This window comes from Butyricimonas muris (assembly GCF_046365375.1).
In the GTDB taxonomy this organism is placed as follows: Bacteria; Bacteroidota; Bacteroidia; order Bacteroidales; family Marinifilaceae; genus Butyricimonas; species Butyricimonas muris.
Genome location: NZ_JBKEIT010000009.1, coordinates 181351 through 194082, shown reverse-complemented (window position 1 = coordinate 194082; position 12732 = coordinate 181351). Strand labels below are relative to the sequence as shown.

The 12732-nt window shown below is 41.8% G+C and carries 6 protein-coding genes; all 6 read left to right on the top strand.

Annotated elements, in window-relative coordinates; genetic code table 11:
- Nucleotides 1–31: 31 nt before the first annotated feature.
- The 6 genes from ACK8P8_RS15445 to ACK8P8_RS15420 all read left to right on the top strand — a co-directional run bounded on the left by ACK8P8_RS15445 (nt 32) and on the right by ACK8P8_RS15420 (nt 12722).
- Nucleotides 32–3469, top strand: a complete 3438-nt coding sequence (locus tag ACK8P8_RS15445; protein WP_369860812.1) for a SusC/RagA family TonB-linked outer membrane protein — start codon at nt 32–34, stop codon at nt 3467–3469.
- A gap of 12 nt (nt 3470–3481) precedes the next feature.
- On the top strand, nt 3482–4954 hold the full coding sequence (locus ACK8P8_RS15440; RefSeq protein WP_369860811.1) for a RagB/SusD family nutrient uptake outer membrane protein: 1473 nt from the start codon (nt 3482–3484) through the stop codon (nt 4952–4954).
- Nucleotides 4955–4964: 10 nt separating this feature from the next.
- Nucleotides 4965–5651, top strand: a complete 687-nt coding sequence (locus tag ACK8P8_RS15435) for a DUF4843 domain-containing protein (protein ID WP_186977880.1) — start codon at nt 4965–4967, stop codon at nt 5649–5651.
- Nucleotides 5652–5663: 12 nt separating this feature from the next.
- Nucleotides 5664–7295 carry a PKD-like family lipoprotein gene (locus ACK8P8_RS15430; RefSeq protein ID WP_369860810.1) on the top strand — a complete coding sequence of 544 codons (1632 nt, stop codon included), beginning with the start codon at nt 5664–5666 and terminating at the stop codon, nt 7293–7295.
- 202 nt (nt 7296–7497) lie between these two features.
- Nucleotides 7498–10125 (top strand): zinc-dependent metalloprotease, encoded by a 2628-nt coding sequence (locus ACK8P8_RS15425; protein ID WP_410026026.1) that lies wholly within the window; start codon nt 7498–7500, stop codon nt 10123–10125.
- Between the two features lie 32 nt (nt 10126–10157).
- Nucleotides 10158–12722 carry a zinc-dependent metalloprotease gene (locus ACK8P8_RS15420; protein ID WP_369860808.1) on the top strand — a complete coding sequence of 855 codons (2565 nt, stop codon included), beginning with the start codon at nt 10158–10160 and terminating at the stop codon, nt 12720–12722.
- The last annotated feature ends 10 nt before the right edge of the window (nt 12723–12732 follow it).

Here is a 12732-nt window from a genome sequence, read left to right as displayed (position 1 = left end):
TAAATTCATTGAATTATTAACGAACAAAATTATGACAAAAAAATGGAAAAACAACTTTCTTTATTCGAGAAAGTGGTGCAAGATTTTGTGGTTTACGAAGTTTTACGTGTTACTAACGATGTTGGGAGTGATGTATTCCTACGGTGATGCGCAAGCTCAGACTTTTACGTTAAAGGTGGAAAACTTGGCGTTGAAGGATGTTTTTAAGAAGATTGAAACGGAGTCTGAGTATCGTTTTTTATTTAAGTCGGAGGATGTGGCTCGAGTAACTGGAATTACTTTTTCGGTTGCGAATGCCGGTATTGACGAGATTTTGGCTTTGTGTCTGAAAAATACTCGTTTGATTTACGAGAAGGATGGTTCTTTGATTGTTATCAAACAAGGAAAAGATGACACTAAAGAGAAAAAGCAGGAAAAAAGAGTCATTCAGGGGAAGGTGTTGGATGAAAAAAGCGAGACGTTGCCGGGAGCAACCGTGTTGTTGCGGGGAACGACGCTCGGCGTGGTGACGGATGCTGACGGTAAGTTCAGGATGGAGGTCCCGCAGATGGATACGACGGTGTTGTTGATTTCGTTTATCGGTTACCAGACTCATGAGGTGGTGTTGAAAAAAGACCCGAAAAACGATGCCAAGGAGCTGGTGATTCGCATGAAACTTGAGGTGGCGGAGGTGGACGAAGTCGTGGTGACGGGATATGCTCAGATCCGTAAGGAGAGTTTCACGGGTAACTCTATTTCTGTATCAAGAGAGGAGTTGTTAAATGTGTCGAAGACGAATGTGATTCAGGCGTTGCAAGTTTTTGATCCCTCGTTCCGTATTCAGGAGAACAACCAGTGGGGATCGGACCCGAATGCCGTGCCCGAGATGTATATTCGCGGACGTTCCGGAATTGGGGTGAAGCAGTTGGATGCGAATAGTTTGTCGAAGTCGAATTTGGAGGAAAATCCGAACTTGCCGTTGTTTATCATGGACGGGTTTGAGATTACGGTGCAAAAGTTATATGATATGGATCCGAATCGTATAGAGAATATCACGATATTGAAAGATGCGGCAGCGACTGCCATGTATGGTTCTCGTTCTGCAAATGGGGTTGTTGTGATCACAACGGTGGCTCCGAAACCCGGTGAGGTGTCCGTATCATACGGTTTGACGGGTACGCTAAGCATGCCTGACCTAACGGATTATAATTTGATGAATGCGGCAGAGAAGTTGGAAACGGAACGGGTGGCAGGATTGTACACGTACGATTCGGATGAGGAGGTGGCATATAATCAATTGACGCTGGATGAGGAGTATTACAAAAAATTGGCTAATATAAAACGAGGTGTGGATACCTATTGGTTGTCAAAACCTTTGCGGACGGTGTTTAATCATCAGCATAGTTTGTATATCGAAGGGGGGAGTACGGATATGCGTTTTGGTTTAGACGTGTTGTATAACAATGATAACGGAGTGATGAAGGAGTCGGCTCGTAACCGTTACGGGGTAGGACTTTCGATTGATTATCGTTTGGGAGATTTCCAAATTAAAAATTATATCTCTTATAATGTGACGAAATCCAAAGAGTCGCCTTATGGTTCTTTTTCAGATTATACGAAAAAAATGCCTTATGATGAGTATAAAGATGAAAATGGTAAGTATTTAAAGGAAACTCAGGAGTGGATCGTTGGTGGGGATGAAGAGAATCCTTTGTATGAGGCTACATTGAAAAATTATGACGAAGACCAGATCGATGAGTTGATAAATAATTTAGCGATAAATTGGTATATCAATGATTATTGGCAAATTAAAGGACAGTTTAGTGTGACGAAGACAACGACTAGGGGAGAACGTTTCCTTGATCCGGAGTCGCAGAAGAACGGTGACCTTTTAGGGAAAGATAATCCGATTTCGGGAGAGTTACGTACAGAAGAAAATAATGGCTTCAAGTGGGATTTGACGGCGACTGCCGCTTATAACCGGAGTATCGGGAAAAACTATATAAACCTGACATTCGGTATTAACGCTAAAGATGAGCAGAGTAAGTCGCTTTCTTCTTTCTACAAGGGATTCCCGAACGGTTCGCTAAGCTCTATTAATTATGCCAATGAAATAGTAGAGAAGCCGACTGTGAATCAGAATAAGAGTCGTCTGTTCGGTATGTTGGCGAGTGTGAATTACACGTACGATAATATTTATTTGTTGGATATTTCGCTTCGTATGGACGGATCGTCTGAATTTGGTGTGGATAAGCGTTTTGCCCCGTTTTTTTCCGGTGGGGTGGGGATCAATATTCACAATTATGAGTTCATGAAAAACTTGGGTTACGTGAATATGTTGAAAATACGCGGTTCTTACGGGGCAACCGGTAAGGTGAATTTCCCGGCGTATGCGGCAAGAACGATGTATAAGATTCAAAACGATAAATGGTATAGGACGGGTATTGGAGCTTCATTGGTGGCCCTAGGCAATTCAGGATTAACTTGGGAAACGACGAATACTTTGGATGTCGGGTTTGATATACAGATGTTGGACGGGTTGATTTATGTGAATGCTTCGTATTACCGGAAAAAAACGGTGGATTTGATTAATGATGTGACGATTGCCAGTTCTACCGGTTTTACGACTTACGTGGATAACATAGGAGAGATTATGAATAAAGGAATTGATGTACAAGTACGAAGTGATGTGTACAAGTCGAAAGACTGGATGGTTGCAGTATTTGGGAACTTGTCTCATAATGAAAACAAGTTGTTGAAAATATCCGAAAGTTTGAAGGCTTATAATGATCAGGTGCAGGCTCAATATGCCGATTATGGTACAGGTTATTTAGGTGCAAGTGCGGGTGATACTAAATATAGTAAGACATTTACACAATATGTAGAAGGTGGTAGTACTACTTCGATTTGGGGTATGAAATCCTTGGGAATAAACCCGAGTGATGGAGAGGAGGTTCTGGTACGTCGGGATGGCTCAACGACTTATGAGTGGGAAGCTGCGGAACAGGTGATATTAGGTGATACGGAACCTAAAGTGCAAGGAGCATTTGGATTTAACGTGCGTTACAAGAATTGGAGTTTGTACACTACCTTTCTGTATAAGTTGGGAGGTCAAGAATATAATTCAACGTTAGTGAACAAAGTGGAAAATGCACGAATTAGTTCAGAGAATGTGGATAAACGAGTGTTCTCCCAGCGTTGGAAACAGCCGGGCGATCACGCGAAATACAAAAAACTGCAGACGAAAGGAGTGATTCAAACAACACGCCCGACGGAACGTTTTGTGCAGGATAATAATGTGTTAACATTGAATTCTTTGACTTTAGGATATGATTTTGGACAGAAGATATTGAAAAAAATCGGATTTGGTGTGTTGCGTTTAGAGCTTGGGGCAAATGAATTGTTCCGAGTGTCTTCGGTGAAGTTTGAACGAGGAATAGATTATCCTTACGCGAGAAAGATGAATATTTCATTAAAAGCAAGTTTTTAGAAAGTAATGAGTATGAGAAATAGAATATGGATTATAATGGGGTTGATTGTCGGGTTATTAAGTGCATGTAATGACTGGCTCGACGTGAAACCGGATGACGAGGTAGATGCAAATGTATTGTTCGAAACCGGTCAAGGGTATCGTAATGCATTAAACGGGATTTATAATAATATGGCAGACGTGACGATGTATGGGAAACATATGACATGGGGAACGGTGGATGTTATTGCGCAATTGTACGAGAATTTCACGACGAATGATGTTTGGTACTATGCAATGAATTTCCAATACACGCATAGTGGCGTAAAATCAATAATATCGGATATTTGGTCTAATGCATACACGGCGATCTCAAATTGTAACAATTTATTGGCAGAAGTAGAGAAAGCGGAGCCCGACTTGTTTGCGTATGGGGAAACGGAGCGTAACTTGATTATGGGGGAAGCATACGCTTTACGGGCATTTTTGCATTTTGATATATTGCGTTTATTTGCCCCGGCTCCGATTGTTGCTGATAACAAAGGATATATTCCTTATTTCGAAAAACACGGGTCGTTGTCAGAACCCTATTTGAGTGTGGATTCCGTGATAGGAAGAGTGGAACGGGATTTATTGCGAGCGAAGAATTTGCTTGCTACCTATGATACGGTAGGAACAAATAGTGAAGGGATAATGAAGGGGCCGCGGTTAGAAGGGGAGTTTACATTACATGGAAGCGAGGATCTTTTCTTTTTAAATCGTGGTTACCGAATGAATTATTATGTCATAACGGCAACTCTTGCCCGTGTGTATGATTATGCCGGACGTGGAGAAGATGCTTGTAAACAAGCATTAGAGGTGATTCATGCTAAGGGATATAATGGAAGTGGTTCTGACTGGTGTTTTAATTTTACAGAAACGACCACTTCCCTTGTAGTGCAAACTCCGAAACTGCATGATGGTGTGATATTCGGTTTGTCAAGTACTACATTAATAGACGATTATGAACCATATTCATCGAAAAGTTCAAAGAGTGGTAGATTGAGATTAGATAAAATTAAGATTTTTGAAAACTCGAAGGAAGACGTGAGGGCATCTTTGGTAACAAATGATAATTATTCGTTGAAATATGAGGCTCTTAGTAGTGGAACGAGTAGGGTAGATGATTTGATTCCGATGATTCGCTTGAGTGAGATGTATTTTATTGTAAGTGATTACTTATATCGAAATGGAAAAACAGTTGAAATAAGGGATTATAGCGGTAATATTGCTAATCAAGATGCTATTCGTGTGTTGCGGGATGTACGTTTCGGACGGAAAATTACCGAGTGGAATGAGGCGAGTGTAACTAATATGGATGAGATGGAGAATGCCATTATTACCGAGGCAAGGCGGGAATTTATAGGAGAAGGACAATTGTTTTTCTATTATAAGAAATACAATAAAAAACCGATAGATAAAATAGTTTATTCTTTCCCGTTACCCGATAATGAGTTAATACATTAATATTTGGATTATGATGATACGATATATTTTATTGATAGCGATTTTCTTTTCTTTCTTTGCATGTTCGGAGGATGAATTTAAGAAATACGATACAGGACATTATTTATTTTTCACGACGAAGAATGGGGTGGATACTGCAAAGTTTTCATTTACACATTTTCCTTTGGAAGAGGAACATGCTGTTCGATTTGAGATTAATTTGATTGGAGATCCATTGGAGTCGGATATTGAATATGCGGTGCGTGTGGTTGATTCTTTGACGACAGCAGGACAAGATCAGTATAAAATATCTACCTCGATTTTCCGTGCGAATCAAACAAAGGATACTTTAGTAATTACTTGTGTGAAAACGGAGGATTTGGAAAATGACGTGACTTTGGTGCTAGCACTTGAGGCTAATGATTATTTTCAACCGGGATTATTCGGAAAGCGTCAGGTGAAAATTACGTTTAATAATGTATTCAGCCAGCCATTGTGGTGGAAAGGTAAGATTCAGACCTTGTATCTTGGAACGTTTTCCAAGAAAAAATTCCAAGAGTTCGTGAAATGTACCGGAGTATCGGATCTCACGGATGTAGAAATGAGTGTTGTACGTATGCTCGCTTTGAAGTTTAAAGCATATGTTGAAGAGAACGATATTATAGATGTGAACGATGTCACTGGAAAGGAATTTCCGATGGTAGTACCGGCTTGTTAAACTGATTGGGATATGATGAAACAATTTATTATTAGTATACTGGTGATAGCAGGATTGTCTTCTTGTTATCGAGATAAGGGAAATTATTCTTATAAGAATATCAATCAATTGGAGATTACTTTTGATGATAATGAGTCGAATTGGAAAGTTGCCGTAGGGGATACAATTCAAATTACTCCCCATTTTGAATTTGAGAAGGATAGCGTGGAGGAGTATTTGACTTACGAGTGGGAGTTTCAAGAACGGGTATTGTCTACAGAACGGAATTTGTTTTATATTGCTGATATGTTGGGAAAAGGTGATTTGATCCTTCGAGTGACGGATACACGTACAGATGTCGTTTATATTCAATCAACGCAAACAGAGATTGCATCGGAATTTGGTGTAGAAGGTTGGGTGGTACTTTCAGACAATGGAGGTGCAGTGTTATCCTATTTTAGAAATACGACGAAAGTGGTTGAAGAGATTGTGAATGGTAAGAAGGAAGAGAAAAGGGTGTATGATTGTAAAGATTATATTGGCGTATATCAAACGATAAACCATGAGGCGTTAGGAGGAACTCCTGTGAAATTGTTAGAGCATTTTGCATCTTATGATTATGTAAATAAATTTGGGAATTTTTGGGTTATTCAGCAAGGAGGTATCGGTACGGTAGATGTGGGGGTAACTACATTTATGAAGGAAACTACTTTAGCGGAACAATTTATTGGTAGTGTTTATCCGGAAGGATTCAAGCCTGTTTTGATGGCGGGATCGCTTTGGTTGACTCTTGCAGTTGGTGAGGATGGAAAGACATATAGTCGGAAAAAAGCAGATATTGGATTGTACCATTCTGGTTTTTTTATTTCTACGCCTTTGACTTTTCAAGATAAAAACGGAAAGGTTGTTGAACTTGACGGTCGGAAAATGGTTATTGCTCCTGTGGCGGATTTGTGTGCAATAGTCGTGTGTGACTTGACGAATAAATGCTTTGTAGCAATCAATGATAGTGGAGAAAAGAGAGCCGGGGAGGTTGGTTTGATTCGTATTGATGAAAAAATGTATGATGCTTACCCGAGTTTTACTCGTTTAGACGATTTAAGTGGGTATGAGATTGTCTACTGTGGTTCGAGTGTGAATGGAGGTGGTTATGGTGAACAACAATATTATACTATTTTGAAAGATGAAAAGACAGGAGAATATTATTCTCATGCTTTTTGGGTTGAATACCTGTGGGATAATAATCTTCCAAAGGTGTCTAGGATTGTTGGACAGGAGAAATTGAATTTTAGTTCTTTGAATATTAACGAAAAAACGGTATTTAATAATTCTCGGAGGACTAATTACTTGTGGATTTCTCAAGGAAGTGAGTTATGGTTCTATGATCGCGTGACCGGACGATTGGATAAGTTCTATACTTCTTTCGCTGCAGATATTACGGCGATAGATTCTGAACGGTATAATGGAAATTATCTTGGAATAGGATTGGCTAATGGAGAGTTTCATGTGCTGTCGAGTACTACGAATGATATTGGAGATGAGGCTTATGACTCCCGAAAAGATAAGAATAAGTTGTTGTACTCTACTCCTAAAGACAAGAATTTGGGACGAATTGTGGATGTTCGTTATAAAACAATGGGAAATAATGGTTGGGCGATAGAGTGATGGATTAATTGTCTGAGTAAAGTTTCATTGTCAAATAAAGTATTGTGAAGAAGCTCCCTAATACAGGGTGAGTTCGGGGAGTTTCTTTGCTTTACTTGGAATGACGACGATAAGAAAAGATGAATTTTCGATATGCTAGAATAAATAGGTTTTAATCTAATCTATAATGGGATAAGTATTTTTTAATTTAAACTGTATTGTAATGAATTTTAGAAGAGTAGTATCACTGGTACTTGTATTATTTGTTATGTCTTTGTCTGTGGAGGCGGGAGAGCTTTTCCGGAAAAAGAACAAGAAGGGAGAAAAAGTTGAAGTGAAGAAAGAATCGGCTTACGAGAAATTCTTCAAGGGGAAAAAATGTGAAACGGAGAGAGGATTGTTTACCGTTCATAAAATGGATAACAAAGTGTATTTCGAGTTGCCGTTGAGTCTTATGGGAAGGGATATGTTATTAGGCTCGACGATTGCGGAGATTTCAGATAATAGTTTCGGTTGCGTGGGAGAAAAACCGCACACGCCGTTACATATCCAATTCACGAAAAAAGATTCGGTGGTAAGCTTGCGTTACGTGAGTATCGGTTATATTACGGAAGACAAGAACATTCAAGACCGTCTGGACGTGAGTTTCGTACCGGCTATTTTGCGTAATTTCGAGGTCAAGACGTACAACGAGGATAGTACCGCCGTGGTTATCGATATGACGGATTATCTGTTGAGCGACGACCGCACGATAGATCCTTTTTCCCCGTATGCACCTATTTTGGGATATGACGGTAATTTGAGCCGGGATTTCAAGAAAGATAATTCACAATTCGAGAAGGTGAAGGCTTTCTCCGATAACGTGAGTGTACAGACAACCTTATCCTACACGGTGAGCGTGAGCAATTCACGAGGCTATTACGTGTATAATATGCCTTTCAGCGCGGTGATGACACGTAGTTTTATCTTGTTGCCGGAAGAACCGATGCGTCCGAGGATGGCTGATCCCCGTATCAATATATTTTTCACGGAGATGGCTACTTTCGCTAATTATGGACGAGGGATACAAAACACGTTTTACGCCAATCGCTGGCGTTTGGAGCCGAAAGACATGGAGGCTTACAAGCGGGGAGAATTGGTGGAACCGGTGAAACCGATAGTGTTCTATATCGACGATGCTTTCCCGGAAAGTTGGAAACCTTATATCCGGCAGGCGGTGGAAGTGTGGCAGAAGCCTTTTGAGGCTATCGGGTTCAAGAACGCTATTATTGCGAAAGATTTCCCCAAGGATGACCCGGAGTTTGATCCCGAGAATTTTAAATATTCATGCGTGCGTTATTGTCCGTCTTGGGTGGAAAATGCCATGGGACCCTCTTGGGTAGACCCGAGAACCGGGGAAATATTGAATGCGAACGTGTCGGTTTACCATAATATATTGAACGTTGTGCAGGCTTGGCGATTTATCCAAACGGCACCTGCCGATGATGAGGTGAGAACCCGGGTGATGCGGGAGGATATTTTGGGAGATTGTTTGCGCTACGTGGTGTCGCACGAGGTGGGACACTGTCTGGCGTTGATGCATAATATGGCTTCGTCTGCCGCGATACCGACAGATTCTTTGCGTTCGCCGTCGTTCACGCAAAAATACGGAACAACTTATTCTATCATGGATTACGCGCGTAACAATTACGTGGCTCAACCCGGGGATAAAGAACGGGGTGTACGTATGACTCCTCCCGAGTTGGGTGTTTATGATTATTTTTCCATAAAATGGTTGTACACGCCTCTTCCGGAAGCCCGTACTTCAAACGAGGAAGTTCCCACGTTGGATAAATGGATCGGCGAGAAGTCCGGTAACCCGATTTACCGTTACGGGAAACAACAAATTCGTTCCCGTTTAGACCCGAGTTCTTTCGAGGAGGATTTGAGTGACGACCCGATAAAAGCCGGACGTTACGGGATCAAGAATTTGAAATATGTATTGGCTCACTTGAATGAGTGGATTCCTGCTGCGGATGATAAAGATTACAGTTTCCGGCAAATGATATATAACGAAACGGTTTACCAGTATTTACATTATTTGAAGTTGGCTCTTTGTAATATCGGGGGAATCTATTTGTACGAAAGATATGACGGGGATAAGTTCCCGAGCTACGAAACGGTGACGAGAGAGAAACAACGAGAATCATTGGAGTTCTTGTTCGAGCAATTGAAAGATTTCTCTTGGTTGGATGATGAAGAGTTGCAGAAAGGGTATCCTATTCGTAATAATATCGGCAAAGATTTCGAGAGTGCTATTATTGACGGAATCTTGCATCGTTTCGGTGCGGTAGCTTTGTGTTCGGAAAAAGCCGTGAAAGATGCTTATTCGCAAGAAGAGTACATGAAGGATATCTATGACTGCGTGTGGGCACCGACAAGAAAAGGGGCCGCGTTGACGGGAATGGAGAAAAATTTCCAGATGCAGTTCCTGACATTTTTGATGGAAGGTTCCGGAGCCACGGAACGGGGATTGAGCGGTAGTGCATTGGCATTCAAAAATGAAGGGATAGAAGTACCTGAGTACATCACGGCTAAAAGGATGGAATATTTCGGGATGCAACCGGAAAAGGGGATTTGCCTGTGTGGCGGTAATCATTTGAACGGGAAACATCATTTTGCCCCGCAAGAAACATACAGGTTTAGTTTCGAAGTTAGAGTGGAACCTTCGTCCGAGCCATTGAAGGATTTGTATTTCAAGACGTTGAAAAGTTCGTTAGAGTTGTTGAAGAATAAAGCAAATACCGGCTTGACGGAAACGAAACAACACTATCGCCTGTTGATTTACAAGATTGAACAGGTATTGAAATAATGGTCTTGGGTTATAAAACAAAAAAGAAGTGCATGAAAAAAATATTATATTCTTTAGTTGTTCTTTTGCTCTTTGCTGGTGTTTGTGAACCCGTGTCTGCCAAGCGTAAGAAAAAGGGAGAGGAGAAAGAGAAAAAGGAACAAAAGACTCCGTATCAGAAATTATTTGACGGGAAAAAAATGATTTCCGCCGATGGGTTAATGAAAATTCATTTGGTGGATGGGAAAACATGGGTAGAGTTCCCGTTGAATTTGCTCGGTAAAGATATGGCGTTGGCTTCATCTATCACAGAAACCAGTGATAACGGGGAGGGAATTGTCGGTCAGTTTGCCGGGAGGGTACTTCCCGTGCGATTCTCGAAAGGGGATTCCACTTTGCAAATGCGAGTGATTTTCACGAAAAAGATGTTGTATGACGGTCGGGAAGAGGGGTTGTCCAAAGCCTTGGACCAAGCTAATATCGGGGGAATATTCAAAACTTTCAAGATTAAAGCTTATACCCCGGATAGCACGGCGGTAGTTGTCGATATGACTCCTATTTTCATGGAGCACTCTTTTTATACCAATCCGTTTGCTGCTTATGCCGCAAATTCTTTCTTCAGAATGATAGACCGTAGAGCGGAATTGGAGAAGGATAAATCTTGCTTCACTGGTATCGCTGCTTACGATGATAATATCGTGGTGAAGGGAAATTATTCGTATTCCGTGAATCACTATGGTATGGGCATGTTGATGTATCAGGGAATACCGGTGACGATGTCTGTAGATAAATTTTTGATGTTGCTGCCGGAAGAACCGATGCATCCCCGGATTGCCGATGCCCGTATCGGGGTACGCCCCGTGAACCAATCCGTGTGGAACGGGAAAGGAAAATTGAAACGTCTCAATTATACCCGTCGGTGGAGATTGGAACCGGTGGACGAGAAAAAGTATGCCGCCGGGGAATTGGTCGATGTGAAGAAGCCGATAGTTTTTTACATGGATACGATTTTCCCTCAAGAATGGAAACCTTATATCAAGGCAGGAGTCGAGGAGTGGAACACGGCGTTTGAGAAAATTGGCTTGAAAAACGTGATACGGGTGATGGAATTTCCCAAAGATGACCCGCGGTTCGATGCCAATAATATCAAGTATTCCACGATTCGTTACGCTCCCTTGTGGATGAGTACTCCCGACATGTCTATGCATATTGATAGCCGGACGGGCGAGATATTGAATTCATCCATGTATATTTTCAATAACTTTATTTCGAGATTGTATTTCACGCGTGCCGTGCAAACGATGGCCACCGATCCCCGGGTGCGGGCTTACGAGTTGCCGGAGGATGTGATGGGAGAAATGATTCGGGTGGAGATGATGCAATTGACCGGAAGATGTTTGGGATTGTCGCTCAATCCTGCCGGGGCGTATGCTTATCCGGTGGATTCGTTGCGTTCGGCATCATTTACGCGGAAGTATGGATTGGCTGCCTCTGTCTTGAATGACGTGTATTGTAATTATATTGCGCAACCCGAAGACGTGGAAAAAGGGGCTCGTTTGACTCCTGCCGGATTGGGCGAATATGACATGTATGCTATCCACTGGCTCTATAAACCGATACCGGAAGCAAAGACCCCGGAGTCAGAAAAAGAGGTGTTGGACGGATGGATTCGCGAGAAACAAGGAAATCCGGCTTATCGTTTTGCTTATCAGCAACCTAATTTAGGTGGTGACCCGACAGCGAAAATGAAAACTTTGGGAAACGACCATATTAAAGCGTTGGAATACACGCTTAAGAATATAAAAATAGGGATGGCGAATTATTTCGATTGGTTTACCGAGCGGGATAAAACATTGGATTACAGGAGGCGTGTGCGTGAGGAGTTAGTGGATTTGTTCACGCGTGGGGTAGATAATGTCGCTTCTTATATAGGGGGAATACAAGTGAACGAGGTGTATGCCGGTGATGCTGTACCCAGTTACGAGTTTATTCCCAAGAGCAAGCAGAAAGAGGCTATGAATTATTTATTGGCATTGGCAAAAGATGTCGCGTGGGTTGACGATGTGAAACGCCAGCAAGAGTTCGAGATCAAGGACTTGCAGGCAGAGAAAGTACAAATGAGAATTCTGGGGACATTATTGGAACGGATTTCCGTGGTGGAATTGAGCGCGGAGAAAGGCGGGAACTATTCCCCGGAGGATTACGTGAACGATCTGTACCGTGTTGTATGGGAAGGAACTTTGAAAAAGCGTTCCTTGTCAAAAACCGAAAGGGAGTTACAGCTAGTATTTTTGGGAAGTATCATCACAACCTCTACTGTGACTGCGCCTGCCGCTAAATTCGATGCTTCTAATGCTATCAGATTTAGAAATAAGTCTTACTGGAGAACGCCGGCTATCCAAATTGGGAAATCTTCTGACGAGGCTCAGGTGAGCTTCTTTGTCCCGGTGCAGCCCATACGTGTTTCCAGTTACTCCACTTCTGCACGTTATTACGATTTGTTGTTGAGAACCCGGGATATGTTGCGGGAGGCATTACCTTCCAGCACCGGTGACACAAGACAACATTACGAATATCTCTTGTTTAAAATTAAACAGTCTTTGGAGAAGAAGAAATAGTTGTTAAATG

Excerpts from the sequence above, each read along its gene's own strand:
- ACK8P8_RS15440 (WP_369860811.1), top strand. The coding sequence starts at position 3,482 with ATGAGAAATAGAATATGGATTATAATGGGGTTGATTGTCGGGTTATTA.
- ACK8P8_RS15445 (WP_369860812.1), top strand. The coding sequence starts at position 32 with ATGACAAAAAAATGGAAAAACAACTTTCTTTATTCGAGAAAGTGGTGC.
- ACK8P8_RS15430 (WP_369860810.1), top strand. The coding sequence starts at position 5,664 with ATGATGAAACAATTTATTATTAGTATACTGGTGATAGCAGGATTGTCT.
- ACK8P8_RS15435 (WP_186977880.1), top strand. The coding sequence starts at position 4,965 with ATGATGATACGATATATTTTATTGATAGCGATTTTCTTTTCTTTCTTT.
- ACK8P8_RS15420 (WP_369860808.1), top strand. The coding sequence starts at position 10,158 with ATGAAAAAAATATTATATTCTTTAGTTGTTCTTTTGCTCTTTGCTGGT.
- ACK8P8_RS15425 (WP_410026026.1), top strand. The coding sequence starts at position 7,498 with ATGAATTTTAGAAGAGTAGTATCACTGGTACTTGTATTATTTGTTATG.